The organism is Xanthomonas bonasiae, from assembly GCF_017163705.1.
Lineage (GTDB): Bacteria > Pseudomonadota > Gammaproteobacteria > Xanthomonadales > Xanthomonadaceae > Xanthomonas_A > Xanthomonas_A bonasiae.
The window spans coordinates 17,340-35,303 of record NZ_JAFIWB010000038.1; the positions used below are offsets into that span (position 1 = coordinate 17,340).

Consider the following 17,964-nt stretch of genomic DNA (forward strand, 5'->3'; position numbering starts at 1 on the left):
AGGTACCGCATGCCGCACACACGCCGTCACTGGATGCCAGCGCTCGCGCTGGCCCTCGCCGCCGCCCTCGTCTCCGCCGCCGCAGGCGCCGGTCCGCTGTACCTGGGCGCCGACCTGTCCTACGTCAACGAAATGGAGGACTGCGGCGTGCAGTACCGCGAGCACGGCGCGGTGCAGGACCCGTTCGTCCTGTTCCATGCGCACGGCGCCAATCTGGTGCGCGTGCGCCTGTGGAACGATGCGCGCTGGACCCGCTACAGCGACCTCAGCGACGTCAAGAAGACCATCCGCCGCGCGCGTGCGCAGGGCATGCAGGTGCTGCTGGACTTCCACTACTCCGACGACTGGGCCGATGGCGAGAAGCAACTGATCCCCAAGGCCTGGGCCGCGATCACCGACCAGGACGAACTGGCGCGCACGCTGTACGGCTACACCTACGACACGCTGAGCGCGCTCGATCGCGCGGGGCTGATGCCGGAGCTGGTGCAGGTCGGCAACGAGAGCAACTCGGACCTGATGGACAGCCAGCCGTGGGACAAGCGGCGGCCGATCGACTGGGCGCGCAACGCCAAGCTGCTGCGCGCCGGCATCCAGGCGGTGCGCGACGCCGGCGCACGTTCGGCGATCAAGCCGAAGGTGATGCTGCACATCGCCCAGCCGGAAAACGTGGAGCCGTGGTTCGCCGCGGCCAGCAAGGCCGGCGTGCGCGACTTCGACTTCATCGGCATCAGCTACTACCGCAAGTGGTCCAGCGAATCGATGGCCGGGCTCGGCGCCACCATCAAGCGCCTGCGTAACCGCTACCCCGCCGAAGTGATGGTGGTGGAGACCGCCTACCCGTGGACGCTGGCCAGCGGCGACGCCTCGCACAACCTGCTGGGCGAGGACTCGCTCATCGCCGGCTACCCGGCCACCCCGCAGGGGCAACTGGACTACCTGGTCGATCTCACCCAGCTGGTGATCGACAACGGCGGCAGCGGCGTCGTGTACTGGGAGCCGGCCTGGACCAGCAGCAGCTGCAAGACCCGCTGGGGCACCGGCTCGTCGTGGGAGAACGCCAGCTTCTTCGATTTCGCGCACGGCAACGAGCTGCTGCCCGGCATCGGCTTCATGCGCCACGCCTACCGGCCTGCGCCGCAGGCCAGGACAGACGCGGCGGCGACGCCGCAGGTAAAGGACCCGCAACCATGATCGAACTGAGCCGACGCGACCTGCTGCGCTCGCTGGTCGCCGGCGGCGTCCAGGTGGCCGTTCCCGGCGCGGCGGCGGCCTTGGCGCCGGCAGCGCTGGCCGCGAGCGCCACCGGCGCAGGTCCGGCGCTGACCTGGGACGAGGATGCGCCGGCACCGCGCGAACGCCTGCTGTGCGACGTCGGCTGGCGCTTCCACTTCGGCCATGCCGACGATCCGGCGCGCGACTTCAACTTCGGGACGTTCCAGCGCACCTACGCCAAGGCCGGCAAGGACACCGCCGACGCGGCCCTGCCCGGTTTCGACGACAGCCGCTGGGACGCGATCGATCTGCCGCACGACTGGGCGGTGGCGTTGCCGCCGCGCCAGGATCCCGCCTCCGCCAGCATCCTGGTCGACGATCCCGCAGCGGCGCACGGCTACAAGCCGCTCGGCCGCAACGACCCGCAGACCAGCATCGGTTGGTACCGGCGCGAACTGGAGATTCCGGCCGACGATCTGGGCAAGCGGATCTGCCTGGAATTCGACGGCGTGTTCCGCGACTGCATCGTGTTCTGCAATGGCCATATCGTCGGCCGCAACGGCAGCGGCTACTGCGGCTTCGAGGTCGATCTCAGCGACGTGCTCGACTACGGCAAGCGCAACGTCATCGCCGTGCGCGTGGACGCCACCCTGGGCGAAGGCTGGTTCTATGAGGGCGCGGGCATCTATCGCCACGTGTGGCTGCGCAAGACCGATGCGCTGCACGTGCCGCTGGACGGCGTGTTCGTGCGCAGCCCGTGGCAAGGCGGCGCCGCGCAGGCGCTGGTCAGCACCGAACTCGGCAACAGCGGCGCCGAAGCGCGCAATTGCAGCGTCACCTCGGTGATCCGCGCGCCGGACGGGCGCATCGTCGCGCGCGCGACCAGCGCGCAGGTCACCGTGGCGCCGGGCGTGGTGCAGCGCGTCGAACAGGCGCTCGATCTCGGCACGCCCGCGCTGTGGTCGCCGGACACGCCGCAGCGCTACACCCTGACCACCCACCTGCACAGCGACGGCCGCGCCTGCGACGCGCTGCGCACGCGCTTCGGTGTGCGCAGCCTGCAGTTCGACCCGCAGCGCGGCCTGCTGCTCAACGGCGCGCCGTTCAAACTGCACGGCACCAACAACCACCAGGACCACGCCGGCGTCGGCACCGCCATCCCCGAACGCCTGCACGAATGGCGCCTGCGCCAGCTCAAGTCGATGGGCTGCAACGCGTACCGCAGTTCGCACAACCCGGCCGCACCGGAAGTGCTGGAGCTGTGCGACCGCCTCGGCCTGCTGGTCATCGACGAGACCCGGCGCATGTCTTCCGACAGCGAGGCGCTGGCGGAACTGGAAACGATGGTGCGGCGCGGCCGCAATCATCCCTGCGTGATGCTGTGGTCGCTCGGCAACGAGGAACCGCAGATGGTCACCGCGCGCGGCGCACGCATCGTCGCGCGCATGCAACAACTGGTGCGGCGCCTGGATCCGACCCGCCCCACCACCTTCGCAATGGACAAGGGCTTCGACGACGGCGTCGGCCAGGTGGTGGACGTGGTCGGCTTCAACTACCGCACCCCGCAGATGGATGCCTTCCACGCGCGCCATCCCGGCATCCCGATCTATGGCAGCGAAACCGGCAGCACCGTCGGCGTGCGCGGCAATTACCGCACCGACGACGCGCGCGGCTACGCCCGCGCCTACGACCTCGACTACCCGTGGTGGGCGAGCAGCGCCGAAGCCTGGTGGAGCTACGTCGCGCAACGGCCGTACATCGCCGGCGGCTTCGTCTGGACCGGCTTCGACTATCGCGGCGAACCCACTCCGTACAACCGCTGGCCGAACGTGGCCTCGCAGTTCGGCATCCTCGACAGCTGCGGCTTCCCCAAGGACAACTACTGGTACTACCGCGCGCAATGGACGCGCGAGCCGGTACTGCACCTGTTCCCGCACTGGAACTGGGACGGCCTGCTGGACGAACGCGACAACGGCATGGTCGACGTCTGGTGCCACAGCAACCTGGACGCGGTGGAACTACTGGTCAACGGCGCCAGCCAGGGCCTGCAGCAGGTGCCCGCCTACGGCCACGTCGAATGGCGGGTCAAGTACGCGCCCGGCACCATCGAGGCGCGCGGCTATCGCGACGGCAAGCAGGTGCTGGTGCAGACCCGCGCGACCGTCGGCGCAGCTGCCGCGATACGCCTGCGCAGCGACCGCCCCGAGTTGCTGGCCGACGCCGAGGACGTCGCCGTGGTCGTGGTCGAGATCGTCGATGCGCAAGGCCGCGTGGTCCCCACCGCCGACACCGCTGTGCGCTTCGCCGTACGCGGTGCGGGTCGGCTGATCGGCCTGGGCAACGGCGATCCGGCCAGCCACGAGAACGACAAGGGTGACAGCCGCCGCGCGTTCAACGGACTGTGCATGGCGCTGCTGCAGACCACGCGCACGGCGGGCACGCTGGTGCTGGAAGCGACCGCGCCTGGGCTGGCGCCAGCGCGGCTGGCGCTGAAGAGCGTGCGAACCAAGGTGCGGCCGTTCGTGGCCTGACGCGGGCGCGTCTTTTTTAAGAATCCACGCCGGCGCGCGCACAGCGGGCGCCGGGCGCTCCCGACGTCCCTCCTGCGCAGACGCCCAGGCGCACCACCCAAGGCCCACCCATGCCGTGGTCGGCGCGATGGCGACGCACGCTGGGGTGACGTCGCCGACGCTTCACTCCGAAGCCGATCCTCACCGCCCCAGGCATCTCCAAGCCCGTGAAGCTGCGTCGCCCCAGCGATCCGCTACCCCCACCGCGCATGCGGTGAGGGAGCGCGAGCCGTCACCGCAAGCGCGAGAATGCACCGATCCCGGCGATCGCCAGCCGCTCGGCGGGCACCGCCGTTTCGGCGAAGGACAGCCGCAGGTAGCGGATCTGGCGGACCTCGGGGAAATTCAGGCGCTGGGTCGAGAGCGCATAGGCGATATTGGACAACTCGCCGGCGCCGGCCGGCTGCCAGTGCTGGCCATCCTCGCTGCTTTCGGCGCGATAGCCTTTCGGTGGCGCCGCGCCGTTCAGCACCGCGCGCGAAGGCGTGAGGCTGAAGCCGGCGACCTGGCGCAGCGCGCCGAGGTCGATGGTCACCTGCGCGGGATGGCCCGGCTTGGGCGCGGGCACGATCCAGATCGTGCCGGCATCGTCGTCGAGCAACTTCTCCGCCCCCGGCGCGCTGGCCTCGACGATTCGCCAACCCGCGGTGGACAGCACGTCCGGCGCGTTCGCCGTCGGCCGCGCGACCGCAACCGGCGCAACCGCGCGGAACAGCGCGAATTCGCTGATCGCCGGGCAGACCGGCGCCTCGAGCACGAGCAGACGCACGCGGCGCGCAGTGACCGGGGCATCGAGCCGCAGGATCCGTTGTGCACCGATGCACTGCGCTTCGGCCAACCGCCGCCATTGCCCATCGACCTCGGCTTCGATCGCGAAGCGGGTGACGCGCACGCCCAGCGGCAGGTATTCGCGCAGCCGGATCAAATCGAAGCTGCGCAGCGCCGACAGCTCCAGCGTCAGCGTCGGCGTGGTGACGTCGTCCGGCGTGGACCAGTAGCTGTCCGGCTGGCGGTCGAGCACGCGCGCCGGCTCGAAGCCGGGACCGCGCGACGCGCTGGCGCTGGCCTTGGCGCCCTTGGCCAGATCGATGGCGAAGCTGGCGCGGATCGCGTCGCCGAAGCTCTGCAGCACCGCGACGTCGTGGTCGGCGATGCGGCCGCGCCGGTCGGGCGGAAGATTGAGGTTCATGTTGGTGCCGCGCGCGACCGAGGTGTCGAAATAGCGCACCAGGTTCTCCGGACTGCGCACCTTGCCGTCTTCGTCGGCATGGTAGAACCAGCCCGGACGGATCGAGGTGTTGGTTTCGGCCGGCCACCACAGCGCCGCCCCGCGCACGCCGGCATTGCCGTTTTCCTGGGTGTAAGGCGCATTGGGCATGGTCGGCCAGCACGGATCGCCGGCGACGCCGTCCTCGTTGCCGACCCAACGGATATCGGCGCCGAGCGGGTCGAAGGTGCAGGCCATCGGCTGGTGCTGGTGGACCAGCTCGATCATCCGCGGCCAGTTGTAATAAGCGGGCGCATCGATCTTGCGCGTTTCGCGCGCTCCACCGTAGTAGCCGTCGCCGCCATTGGCGCCGTCGAACCAGAACTCGAACAAGTCGCCGTAGCCCGTGCACAGTTCGACGATCTGCTTGCGGAAATAGTCGAGATAGCCGGGGCGGCCATATTCGGCGTGGTTGCGGTCCCAGGGCGACAGGTAGATGCCGAAGGCCAGGCCGGCGCGCCGACACGCCGCGGCCATTTCGCCGACGATGTCGCCCTTGCCGTTCTTGTAGGGCGAATTGCGAATGCAATGCTCGGTCAGGCGTGTCGGCCAGAGGCAGAACCCGTCGTGGTGCTTGGCGGTAAAGATGATCCCTTTCAGATTGCCGGCCTTGGCCGCGGCGACGATTTGATCGGCGGAGAAATCGCTGGGATCGAATTTGCGCGGATCTTCGTCGCCGTAGCCCCATTCCTTGTCGGTAAAGGTGTTCATCGCAAAATGCACGAAGGCGTATTGCTCCCACCGATGCCACCGCAGCTGCCGCGCGCTGGGTACGGCGCCCCACGGCGCCGGCCCCTTCGGGCGCGGCGCAGCCGCGAGCTGCGCGGCGGACGCGCTGAAACCTGCGGCGACGGCCACAACACCCGTGGCAAGAAAGGTACGACGATCGATCATTAGCGCCTCCGACTCTGCACAAGTTTCGATCTTAGCTTTTCCAATAGCGAAAGAGTCCGCCCCACGAAGCTGCGGAAGAGCGTGCAATGAGGAAAAGGTCAATCCGTGTGGCGATCCTTTGCCGCATGATTGGAGATTGACTGCGCGCTGTCGCCGATCCCCATTTCCACGGACACTTGCAGCTGACGCCCAGACGACTCGACCGCACTTGGCATGGACTCGGCATTGCACGTACTGCATACCGACCGGACATTCCTTGCCTCCCGATTGGCCTTCCTGCAAGTCTCCATGGAAACGGAGCGGCACCCGGCGTTCCACAGTGGATCGGCAGGTGGCGCGTGGGGCCATGGAGCCAGGCTGAAGCCGCGCCGCCCTGTCCTTTGCTGGCTTCACACGTCCATACTTGCCCACAGCCCGCCGACCTGAAATTCCTTAAACCATTGAATCAGATGCAAAATCGAGAAAAAACCCAAGCTCCCGGAAGCGCAGCGGAGCACACCCCGCTGATGAAGCAGTTCTTCGCCGCCAAGTCCGAGTACCCGGACCTGCTGCTGTTCTTCCGCATGGGCGATTTCTACGAACTGTTCTACGACGACGCGCGCAAGGCCGCGCGCCTGCTGGACATCACCCTGACCCAGCGCGGCAGTTCCGGCGGCGCGCCGATCCCGATGGCCGGGGTGCCGGTGCATGCCTACGAGGGCTATCTGGCGCGGCTGGTGGCGTTGGGCGAGTCGGTGGCGATCTGCGAGCAGATCGGCGATCCGGCGCTGGCCAAGGGCCTGGTCGAGCGCAAGGTGGTGCGCGTGGTCACGCCGGGCACGGTCACCGACGAGGCGCTGCTCGACGAGCGCCGCGACACCTTGCTGATGGCGATCGCGCGCAACAAGCACGGCTACGGCCTGGCCTGGGCCGACCTGGCCGGCGGCCGTTTCCTGGTCAACGAGGTCGACAGCGAGGACGCGCTGGAAGCGGAGCTGGCGCGGCTGGAGCCGGCCGAACTGCTGGTGCCCGACGAGGACCAGTGGCCGGAGTTCCTGCGCGAGCGCCGCGGCGTGCGCCGCCGCGCACCGTGGCTGTTCGACGCCGACAGCGGCCGCCGCCAGCTGTTGAACTTCTTCCAGTTGCACGACCTCACCGGCTTCGGCATCGACGACAAGCCGCGCGCCACCGCCGCTGCCGGCGCCCTGCTCGGCTACGTGGAGGAAACGCAGAAGCAGCGCCTGCCGCACCTGACCGCGATCGCGATGGAAACCGCGGCCGAGGCGATCGCGATGAACGCGGCCACGCGCCGCCATCTGGAGCTGGATACGCGGGTGGATGGCGACACCCGCAACACCTTGCTCGGCGTTCTGGACAGCACGGTCACGCCGATGGGTGGTCGCCTGCTGCGGCGCTGGCTGCACCGCCCGCTGCGCCTGCGCGAGGTGCTGGTGCAGCGCCACCACGCGGTCGGCACGCTGATCGACCGCGGCGCCGATGCCGATCTGCGCGACGCGTTCCGCGCGCTCGGCGACATCGAACGCATCCTCACCCGCGTGGCGCTGCGCTCGGCGCGTCCGCGCGATTTCTCCACGCTGCGCGACGGCCTGGGCCTGCTGCCGACGGTGCGCACGATCCTGGCGCCGCTGGATTCGCCGCGGCTGGCCGCGCTGGCCGCGGAACTGGGCCAGCACGACGAGATCGCGCACCTGCTGGCCTCGGCGATCGCCGAGCAGCCGCCGCTCAAGCTCAGCGACGGCGGCGTCATGGCCGCCGACTACGACGCCGAGCTGGACGAACTGCGCCGGCTCAGCACCCATGCCGACCAGTTCCTGATCGACCTGGAAGCGCGCGAGCGCGCCAGCAGCGGCATCGCCACGCTGAAGGTCGGCTACAACCGCGTGCACGGCTACTACATCGAGATCAGCAAGGGCCAGGCGGAAAAGGCGCCGGTGCACTACACGCGGCGGCAGACCCTGACCAACGCCGAGCGCTACATCACCGAGGAACTGAAGAACTTCGAGGACAAGGTGCTGTCGGCGCGCGAACGCGCGCTGTCGCGCGAGAAGCTGCTCTACGAAGCCTTGCTGGACACCTTGGGCGATCGCCTGGAACCGCTCAAGCGCGCCGCCGCCGCACTCAGCGAACTGGACGTGCTCGCCGGCTTCGCCGAACGCGCGCAGGCGCTGGACTGGGCGCAACCGGAACTGGAGACCGCGCCGTGCCTGCGCATCGAACGCGGCCGCCACCCGGTGGTGGAAGCGGTGCGCGAGCAGCCGTTCGAACCCAACGACCTGGACCTGCATCCGGACCGGCGCATGCTGGTGATCACCGGCCCGAACATGGGCGGCAAGTCCACCTACATGCGCCAGAACGCGTTGATCGTGCTGCTGGCGCACATCGGCAGCTACGTGCCGGCGACGCGTGCGGTGATCGGCCCGATCGACCGCATTCTGACCCGCATCGGCGCCGGCGACGACCTGGCGCGCGGCCAGTCCACCTTCATGGTCGAGATGGCCGAGACCAGCTACATCCTGCATCACGCCAGCGCGCAGTCGCTGGTGCTGATGGACGAGATCGGCCGCGGCACCTCCACCTACGACGGCCTGGCCCTGGCCGACGCGGTGGCGCGCCACCTGGCCCACCACAATCGCTGCTACACCCTGTTCGCCACGCACTATTTCGAGCTGACCGCACTCGCCGACGAATCGGTGGAAGGCGGCGCCAGCGGCATCGCCAACGTGCACCTGGACGCAGTCGAGCACGGCGACAAACTGGTGTTCATGCATGCGGTCAAGGATGGCCCGGCCAACCGCAGTTTCGGCCTGCAGGTGGCGGCGCTGGCCGGCCTGCCCAAGGCCACCGTCGCGCAGGCGCGGCGGCGGCTGGCGGAACTGGAGCAGCGCGGCGGCGAGAGCCACGCCTCGCAGATGGCGCCGCAGGCGCTGGACGCGCCGCAGCAGTTCGGCCTGTTCGCGGCCGCCCCGTCGGCGGCGCAGGACGCGCTGGCCGCGCTGGATCCGGACGAGCTGACGCCCAAGCAGGCGCTGGAAGCCTTGTACCGGCTCAAGTCGCTGCTGTAGCGCGTGCGTGCGGCCTCAGCCCCTCTCCCACCGGGAGAGGAGTTGGGGTGAGGGTACGGCGCGAAGCGTCTCGCGGTGTTTGGATGCACGAAGCTGGCCCGTACCCTCACCCGCCCCTGCGGGGCACCTTCCCCCGAAAAGGGGGCCATGGTCCCGACGGGAGAAGGAACCGCGTCAGCCCCTCTCCCACCGGGAGAGGGGTTGGGGTGAGGGTACGGCGCGAAGCGTCTCGCGGAGTTTGGGTGCACGAGGCTGCACCCGTACCCTCATCCGCCCCTGCTTGGCACCTTCCCCCGAAAGGGAGCCCATGGTCCCGATGGGAGAGAAGGAACAGCCGCTAGGCGGTCGCCGGCGCCACGCTTGCCGGCATGTCCGGATGTGGATGCGCCGCGATCAACGCAGCATCGATCGCACTGGCACGCAGCAATGCAGGACGATCGCCATGGCGCTGCGCGAACGCGGCGAATGCCGGGCGCGGCTCAAGCTGGCCGATGCGCAGGTAGTACCCCAGACATGCGGCGGCATACAGGTCGGCCGCGCTGAAGCGGTCGCCGGCCAGGTAGTCGCGGTCCGCGACCGCCTGTTCCAGGGTCTGCAGCAGGTCGGCCTCGCGGCCATAGCCGGCGCTGCGTGCCGGTGCCAGCATCCCACCCTCCTTCGCGGTCAACAGCGCCTCGAACGGCCCGGCCAGGAAGAACAGCCAGCGGTAGTAGTCGGCGCGCGCCGGCGATCCCGGCGGCGGCGCCAGCTGCCGCTCCGGCACCAGATCGGCCAGGTAGGCGCAGATCGCCGCATTCTCGGTGACCACGGTGTCGCCATGGCGCAGCGCCGGTACCTTGCCCATCGGGTTGATCGCCAGATAGGCCGGCGCCTTCATCGTGGTGCCGTAATCGAGAATGACCGCCTGATACGGCAGGCCGGTTTCCTCCAGCATCCAGCGGGCGACGCGGCCGCGCGACATGGGGTGGGTGTAAAGCACGATCTCGGTGGACATGGGCAGACTTCCGTTGTGAACAGCCTGCAGTCTGGTCCTGCCCTGCTGACAGGTGCTGTCAGTAGTCGGCGCCGTAGCCGGTGGCCGCGCGCCAGCGCTTGATCAGCAGGTGCCGGCGCGAGGGATAGCGTTCGCCGTCGTCGGCCAGGGCCAGCACCCGGTCGGCGCGGAAGTGGCGGAAATCGCGGCGCAGTTCGCACCACGCGGCGATCATGCCGTAGCTGCCGAAGAAGGCCATCGCGAACGGCCAGATCAACCGTTGCGAGACCGCGCCATTGGCATCGCTGTAGTCCATCCGCAGCACGTGCTCGAGGCGGATGCCACGGCGCAGCACCGGCAGCCACGGCGCCGGCGGCGGCACGTCTGCGGCGGCGGGCACCAGCAGTCCGCTGGTCTCGATCGACAGGCGCAGGTTGCCGGGCAGCGTGGCCGCGATCCGCGCCACCGCGCGCTGCGCCGCCTGCGCCAGTTCCGGATCGGCCTGGCGCGCCACCCAGCGTGCGCCCAGGGTCAAGGCCTCCAGTTCGTCCTCGCTGAAATTCAGCGCCGGCAGCAGGAAGCCCGGACGCAGCACGTAGCCGACGCCGGGATCGCCGAGAATGTCGGCGCCTTGCACGCGCAAGGTCGCGATATCGCGGTACAGCGTGCGCAGGCTGACGCCCAGCGCAGTGGCGAGCTGGGCACCGGCCACCGGCCGGCGCCGGCCGCGCAGGGCGTCGAGCAGATGCAGCAGACGGGTCGCACGGATGGCCATCGCGACAGGATAGTGGGCTTTGCCGTGTGCTGGTCGCTGCCGGGAAGGATCCGCTCCCGCTTCCAGGCATGTCGTGCGAGCGCGCGCAGGCCATCGAACCGGTGCGGGGTGACACGCCGGCGTGCGCAAGCCGGCCGCTGCCGGGTGGCGGCTCGCGTCGCGGCTGTAGCCCGCCCGAAACACGCGCCCCTATACTCGCAAGGCCGTCGCTGGCCGCATTGCCGGCGCATGCGCCGGCGAGGGATCAGCCGCGCGGGTGGACGCGCTCAGCACAAGGAAGCAAGGCAACGCATGTCGATACGCCCGCAAGCCACGGCACCGCAACCGGCGCGACCAGGCATGGCGCTCGACGCAGCCGCGTCCGGCACCCCGGCCGCCATCCAGCACCGCGACGTGGCCGCTTCCAACCGCATCGGTAGGCACTGAAGGAGCCTCGCTTGGAGATCTACCTGTTCGTGATCGGCGTCGTCGTGGGCGGTTTGCTGTTGCACGTCTTCAGACACGCGGGATCGGCCGCTCCGCGCACGCCGCAGTCGGCACCCGAACCCGACCCCAAGCCGGAAGCGCCCGAAGCGCTGGCCGGGGAAACCCCGGCCCAGCACCTGCAGCGATTGCGCCAGCAGGTGGAAGCGCTGGACGACCAGATCCAGAGCCCGGCCGATCTGTTGCGGATCGCGCAGTTCCAGCAAGGCGCGACCCTGCTGGCCAGCGCGGAGTTCTCCGACCAGGCGGTGCTCGAAGCGCTCGGCAGCCCCGGCTACGCGCTGCCGTCGATGGCCGCGGTGGCGCTGCCGCAGCGACGCCGCAGCGATCCGGACGCGGTGCTGGAACTGCTGCCGCACCTGGGCTCGTATCCGCTCAACTTCGTGCTCGACTACCTGCAGACGCTGCCGGACGCCGATCACCTGCATCTGCTGCTGCGCCAGGCGCGCGACTGGTGGTGGGGCTTCGTGCCGTTCCGGCAGCGCCTGCGCGGCTATCTGCACTGGGCGGCGGGCAAGGCGCCGGCGGACCGCGCGGTGGAGTTCGACGGACTGGACGACGAGGCGCTGGCCAAGCTGGCCGACACCCTCGGCCAGTTCAAGGAGCCGGTGCTGGAGCCGTTCCTGCAGCGCCTGCAGGACGCGCGCAGCCTGCGCCGCGAGCAGCGCGTGCTCGGCGGTTTCGGCCGCGTCGTCGCCACGCTGCCGCCGCGCCTGCGCCTGCGCCACCCCGCGCTGGACGCAGCGCTGCAGCGCGCCTACGAGCAGTTGGTGGCCACGCCGCCGCAGCCGGTGCTGCTGGTCGGCGAGCACGGCGTCGGCAAGAGCGTGCTGATCGATCTGCTCAGCGAACGCCTGCTGGCCGAAGGCTGGCGCGTATTCGAAGCGTCGGCGGCGGAGATCCTCGCCGGGCAGAGCTACATCGGCGAGCTGGAAGGCCGCATCCGCGAGATGCTGGCGGTGCTGCACCGCGAACGCGCGTTGTGGCGCGCGCCCGACTTCTACGACCTGCTGCACAAGGGCTCGCACTCGCGCGACCCGCGCGGCATCCTCGACCTGGTGCTGCCGGCGCTGGAGCGCGGCGAACTGCGCCTGATCGGCGAGATCACGCCGCGGCAGCTGGCGCAGCTGCAGGTGGCGCGGCCGGCGACGCGCTCGCGCTTCGAAGTGGTCACGCTGGCGCCGGCCGCCCCCGCCGCACTGGCGCAGATCGGCGAACGGTGGGCGCAGGCGCAGCGGCAGACGCTGCAGGCGGAGGTGATCGACGCGCGCACCCTGGCCGAGGCCGAACGCATGGCCGCACAGTACTTCCCCGAGCAGCACGAGCCGGGGCGGCTGCTGCAGTTGCTGGACGAGACCTTGCAGGCCGCGACCGGCGCCGAGACGCCGCGCCTGCCGCTCGACGACGATGCGCTGCTGCAGGCCGTGGCCAAGCGCAGCGGCCTGCCGCTGGACGTGATCGACGATCGCCAGCGGCTGGAACTGGACGCGCTGCGCCGGTTTTTCCGCCAGCGCGTGCTCGGCCAGGACGAAGCGGTGGAGACCCTGCTCGATCGCATCGCCATGCTCAAGGCCGGCCTGGTCGACAGCCATCGCCCGATCGGCGTGTTCCTGTTCGCCGGCCCCACCGGCACCGGCAAGACCGAACTGGCCAAGGCGCTGGGCGAACTGCTGTTCGGCAACGCCGAGCGCCTGCTGCGCCTGGACATGAGCGAATTCCAGGGCGAGGACGCGCTGTCGCGGCTCACCGGCGACGACAGCGCCGGCCAGCGCACGCTGATCGCGCGGATCCGCGAGCAGCCGTTCTCGGTGGTGTTGCTGGACGAGTTCGAGAAGGCCCACCCCAAGGTCTGGGACCTGTTCCTGCAGGTGTTCGACGACGCGCGGCTGAGCGATCGCAACGGCAACACCGCCGACTTCCGCCACAGCATCATCATCCTGACCAGCAACGTCGGCGCCACCCTCGCCCGCGGCGCCGGCCCCGGCTTCGCCACCGTCGCCGGCGGCTACTCGCGCAGCGCGGTGGAGAAGGCGGTGTACGACACCTTCCGCCGCGAGTTCATCAACCGGCTCGATCGGGTGGTGCTGTTCAACCCGCTGGACCGCGCGCTGATGCGCGAGATCCTGCACAAGGAGCTCGATCGCACGCTGACCCGGCGCGGCCTGCGCAACCGCGCCTGGGCGGTGGAATGGGAGCCGTCGGCGATCGAATTCCTGCTCGATCGCGGCTTCACCCCGGACCTGGGCGCACGCCCGCTGCGCCGCGCGATCGAGCAGCACCTGCTCGCGCCGCTGGCGCGCAGCATCGTCGAACAGCGCGCGCCGGAAGGCGACCAGTTCCTGTTCGTGCGCGGCGCCGGCGATCGCCTCGACGTGCGCTTCATCGCCCCCGATGCACCCGCGCCCATGCCCGCAGCGGGCACCGTCGCCGACCCGGCGGCGCCGGCGGACCTGCGCGACATCGTCTACGCGCCGGTCACCGGCGGCGCGGCGCTGACGCGCCTGGACACGGCCCTGCACGTCCTGCACGAGGCCCACGCCGCAAGCGCATGGCGGCTGGCGCGGGAAGCGGATTTCGCCAGCATGGGCGAACCCGATTTCTGGTCGCAGCCCACCCGCTTCCAGGTGCTGGACCGGATCGAACGCCGCGACCGCATCGAAAGCGCGCTGGACAGTGCCGGACGCATGCGCGCGCGGCTGGACGGCGCGCAGCGCGACGGCGAATTCGTCGCCCGCCTGGCGCAATTGCTGTGGCTGCTGCAACTGGCCAGCGACGCGCTGCAGGAGCAACGCCCGCAGGACGCGCTGCTGGACCTGCGCATCGGCGCCAGCGAACTGCACCGCCATCCCGCCGACGCGCGGCGCTGGTGGCAGCAGTTGCTGCAGATGTATCTGGCGTGGGCCGCGCAACGCAACATGCGCGTGGAGGTGCTGCAGCAGGATCCGGAGCAGGGCCGCGCCTGGCTGGCGATCGCCGGCTTCGGCGCGCTGGATCTGCTGCAACCGGAGACCGGCCTGCACGTGCAGGAACAGGACGCCGACGAACCGGCGCTGCGCCGGCTCAGCGCACAGGTGCGGGTCGCGCCGGACCTGCCCGGACAGGCCCGGCGCGCGTCGGATGCCGACGACGAACTGCGCGTGTGCCGCCGCTACCGCATCGCGCCGGCGCCGCTGGTGCGCGACAGCATGCGCGGTTGGCGCAGCGGCCGGCTGGAGCGCGTGCTGGGCGGCGATTTCGACGTGATGCCCAGCGCCTGAACCGCGCTGGCGGCTGCGCACGCCGCTCCCAGACAGCGCGCGCGGCATGCGCCACGATCGCCGCGCCCCCGCCTTGCGATTGCCGTTCCCTATCGAATCATTTCGATCAATCAATTTTATAAAGAATTCAGCCACCGATAGTCTGCACCTACCGAATCAGCCCGAGCCCGCCATGCGCCAGCCCAATGATCGCCTCTTCCGCATTGCGCCGACGCATCGCTAACGCGCCCCCGCGCTTTCCGACACCCGCCCCCATCCCCAGCGACCGCCAGGCCCACAGGCGCGTCCCTTGCGCACGAAGGTAGAGACCGATGAACACCGAAGCCAAATGCCCGTTCAACCACAGCGCCGCCGCCGAAGGCACCACCAACAAGGACTGGTGGCCCAAGCAATTGCGCGTGGACCTGCTCAGCCAGCATTCGTCCAGATCCAACCCGCTGGGCGAGACGTTCGATTACGCCAAGGCCTTCAACGCGCTCGACCTGCAGGCGCTGAAGCGAGACCTGCACGCGTTGATGACCGATTCGCAGGACTGGTGGCCGGCCGATTTCGGCCATTACGGCCCGTTGTTCATCCGCATGGCCTGGCATAGCGCCGGCACCTATCGCACCGGCGACGGCCGTGGCGGCGGCGGCCGCGGCCAGCAACGCTTCGCTCCGCTCAACAGCTGGCCGGACAACGTCAGCCTGGACAAGGCGCGGCGCCTGCTGTGGCCGATCAAGCAGAAGTACGGGCAGGCGATTTCCTGGGCCGACCTGATGATCCTCACCGGCAACGTCGCGCTGGAATCGATGGGCTTCAAGACCTTCGGTTTCGCCGGCGGCCGCGAAGACACCTGGGAGCCGGACCAGGACGTGTACTGGGGCCGCGAGACCACCTGGCTGGGCGGCGACGTGCGCTATGCGCACGGCTCGGACGGCGTGGACAAGGCCGGCGGCGTGCTGGTCTCCGACGACGACGCCGATGGCGACGTGCACACGCGCAATCTGGAGAACCCGCTGGCCGCGGTGCAGATGGGCCTGATCTACGTCAATCCGGAAGGCCCGGACGGCAATCCGGATCCGCTGCTCGCCGCCAAGGACATCCGCGACACCTTCGCGCGCATGGCGATGAACGACGAAGAGACGGTCGCATTGATCGCCGGCGGCCACACCTTCGGCAAGACCCACGGCGCCGGCCCGGCCGACCACGTCGGCGCCGAACCGGAAGCCAGCGACCTGGGCGCGCAGGGCCTGGGCTGGCACAACAGTTTCGGCAGCGGCAAGGGCGGCGACACCATCACCAGCGGCCTGGAGGTCACCTGGACCACCACCCCGGCGCAGTGGAGCCACGATTTCTTCGAACACCTGTTCAAGTTCGAGTGGGAGCTGAGCAAGAGCCCGGCCGGCGCGCACCAGTGGGTGGCGAAGAATGCCGAGGCGCTGATCCCGGACGCGCACGATGCGTCGAAGAAGCATCTGCCGACCATGCTCACCACCGATCTGGCGCTGCGCTTCGATCCGGCCTACGCCGCTATCTCGCGCCGCTTCCTGGAACACCCAGAGCAGTTCGCCGATGCCTTCGCCCGCGCCTGGTTCAAGCTGACCCACCGCGACATGGGTCCGCGTGCGCGCTACCTGGGTCCCGAGGTGCCGGCCGAAGAACTGGTCTGGCAGGATCCGATTCCCGCGCTGGACCACGCGCTGGTCGATGCGCAGGACATCGCCGCCCTGAAGCAGACGCTGCTCGGTTCGGGCCTGAGCATCGCCCAACTGGTGTCCACTGCATGGGCCTCGGCCTCCACCTTCCGCGGCTCGGACAAGCGCGGCGGCGCCAACGGCGCGCGCATCCGCCTGGCGCCGCAGAAGGACTGGGAGGTCAACCAGCCGGAACAGCTGGCGCAGGTCCTGTCCGTGATGGAGCGCATCCAGGCGCAGTTCAACGGCGCGCAGAGCGGCGGCAAGAAGATCTCGCTGGCCGACCTGATCGTGCTTGGCGGCGCGGCCGCGGTCGAGCAGGCCGCGAAGAACGCGGGGCAGACCCTGACCGTGCCGTTCGTACCGGGGCGCATGGATGCCACGCAGGCGCAGACCGACGTCGAATCGTTCGCCGTGCTCGAACCGGCGGCCGACGGCTTCCGCAACTACAGCAAGCGCCGCTACGCGGTCTCCGCCGAAGCGCTGCTGATCGACAAGGCGCAACTGCTGACCTTGACCGCGCCGGAGATGACCGTGCTGGTCGGCGGCCTGCGCGTGCTCGGCGCCAATGTCGGGCAGTCGACGCACGGCGTGTTCACCAAGCGCACCGACACGCTGAGCAACGACTTCTTCGCCAACCTGCTGGACATGGGAATCGAGTGGAAGGCGACTTCGGACACCAAGGAACTGTACGCAGGCCGCGACCGCGCCACCGGCGAGCAGACGTGGACCGGCACGCGCGTGGACCTGGTGTTCGGTTCCAACTCGATCCTGCGTGCGCTGGCCGAGGTGTACGCCAGCGCCGATGCGCAGGAGAAGTTCGTGCGGGACTTCGTCGCGGCCTGGAGCAAGGTGATGCAGCTGGACCGTTTCGATCTGGCGGCATGAGGTCGAGGGCCTGCCCGGTGCATTGGGCAGGCTGCTGATCGATCGGACCTGCCCGGATGATCCGGGCCAGGTCGGCGGTTGCAGTTGCTGCACTGCGCGGCCTATGTAAAAAACCGCCCCGGCTTGCCGGGGCGTTTGCGTGAGCGTCATGACATAGGCATCGCGACGCCAAGGCTGATGCAAGTCGGTCGTTGAAAGTGACTCGGGGTCTCGGGTCCTCAATCCCACGCTACCCGACACCGACAGGTCACCGCTTCGTTCGTCGCGACTGAAGTCGCTCCCACAGGGACTCGCGGCACGTGGGCTGTTGCGCTGATGTGAGACTTCGAGTGGCCTTGGGCCATCTGCCCCGCGCTGCCTGACCAATCGGGTTCACCACGTTGTTTGTCGCGGCTGAAGCCGCTCCTACAGGGACTTGCGGCACGCCGGCTGGATGCACTGTAGGAGGGGCTTCAGCCCCGACACTCTCCAACACCGATCGGTCCCCACTTCGTTCGTCGCGGCTGAAGCCGCTCCTACAGGAACTCCGCGGCGCGCCGGCTGGGTGCACTGTAGGAGGGACTTCAGTCCCGACACTCTCCGACACCGATCGGTCCACCGCTTCGCTCGTCGCGGCTGAAGCCGCTCCTACAGGAACTCCGCGGCGCGCCGGCTGGGTGCACTATAGGAGGGGCTTTAGCCCCGACATTCTCCAACACCGATCGGTCCACCGCTCCGCTCGTCGCGGCTGAAGCCGCTCCTACAGGAACTCCGCGGCGCACCGGCTGGGTGCACTGTAGGAGGGGCTTCAGCCCCGACACTTTCCAACACCGATCGGTCCACCGCTCCGCTCGTCGCGGCTGAAGCCGCTCCTACAGGAACTCCGCGGCGCGCCGGCTGGGTGCACTGTAGGAGGGACTTCAGTCCC

Annotated in this window: 8 protein-coding genes; 5 read left to right on the plus strand and 3 right to left on the minus strand. The window is 69.5% G+C overall.

Going from position 1 to position 17,964, the window contains the following annotated elements; all coding sequences use genetic code 11:
• The first annotated feature begins 9 nt into the window (after window positions 1-9).
• On the plus strand, window positions 10-1,191 hold the full coding sequence (locus JR064_RS21445) for a glycoside hydrolase family 53 protein (RefSeq protein ID WP_206231065.1): 1,182 nt from the start codon (window positions 10-12) through the stop codon (window positions 1,189-1,191).
• On the plus strand, window positions 1,188-3,743 hold the full coding sequence (gene galA, locus JR064_RS21450; protein ID WP_206231066.1) for a beta-galactosidase GalA: 2,556 nt from the start codon (window positions 1,188-1,190) through the stop codon (window positions 3,741-3,743). Before JR064_RS21445 ends, galA begins: the two co-directional genes overlap by 4 nt.
• A 271-nt stretch (window positions 3,744-4,014) precedes the next feature.
• On the opposite strand, the gene JR064_RS21455 is transcribed toward galA, so the two are convergent.
• On the minus strand, window positions 4,015-5,943 hold the full coding sequence (locus JR064_RS21455) for an alpha-L-fucosidase (protein WP_206231070.1): 1,929 nt from the start codon (window positions 5,941-5,943) through the stop codon (window positions 4,015-4,017).
• 449 nt (window positions 5,944-6,392) lie between these two features.
• Here JR064_RS21455 and mutS point away from each other — a divergent pair, with 449 nt between their 5' ends.
• Window positions 6,393-9,005 (plus strand): DNA mismatch repair protein MutS, encoded by a 2,613-nt coding sequence (mutS, locus tag JR064_RS21460; RefSeq protein ID WP_206231067.1) that lies wholly within the window; start codon window positions 6,393-6,395, stop codon window positions 9,003-9,005.
• Window positions 9,006-9,342: 337 nt separating this feature from the next.
• Here mutS and JR064_RS21465 read toward each other — a convergent pair whose 3' ends face one another.
• Together JR064_RS21465 and JR064_RS21470 are read right to left on the minus strand one after the other, a co-directional pair.
• Window positions 9,343-9,999 (minus strand): glutathione S-transferase family protein, encoded by a 657-nt coding sequence (locus JR064_RS21465; protein WP_191824867.1) that lies wholly within the window; start codon window positions 9,997-9,999, stop codon window positions 9,343-9,345.
• Between the two features lie 58 nt (window positions 10,000-10,057).
• Window positions 10,058-10,753 (minus strand): helix-turn-helix transcriptional regulator, encoded by a 696-nt coding sequence (locus tag JR064_RS21470; RefSeq protein WP_179570859.1) that lies wholly within the window; start codon window positions 10,751-10,753, stop codon window positions 10,058-10,060.
• A 437-nt stretch (window positions 10,754-11,190) separates the two neighbouring features.
• Between JR064_RS21470 and JR064_RS21475 the strand changes: the two genes are divergently transcribed.
• Both JR064_RS21475 and katG read left to right on the plus strand, forming a co-directional pair.
• Entirely contained in the window at window positions 11,191-14,493 is a 3,303-nt protein-coding gene (locus JR064_RS21475; RefSeq protein ID WP_206231068.1) for an AAA family ATPase, read from the plus strand.
• Window positions 14,494-14,804: 311 nt separating this feature from the next.
• Window positions 14,805-17,057, plus strand: coding sequence for a catalase/peroxidase HPI (gene katG / locus JR064_RS21480; RefSeq protein WP_206231069.1), 2,253 nt, complete (start codon window positions 14,805-14,807; stop codon window positions 17,055-17,057).
• The last annotated feature ends 907 nt before the right edge of the window (window positions 17,058-17,964 follow it).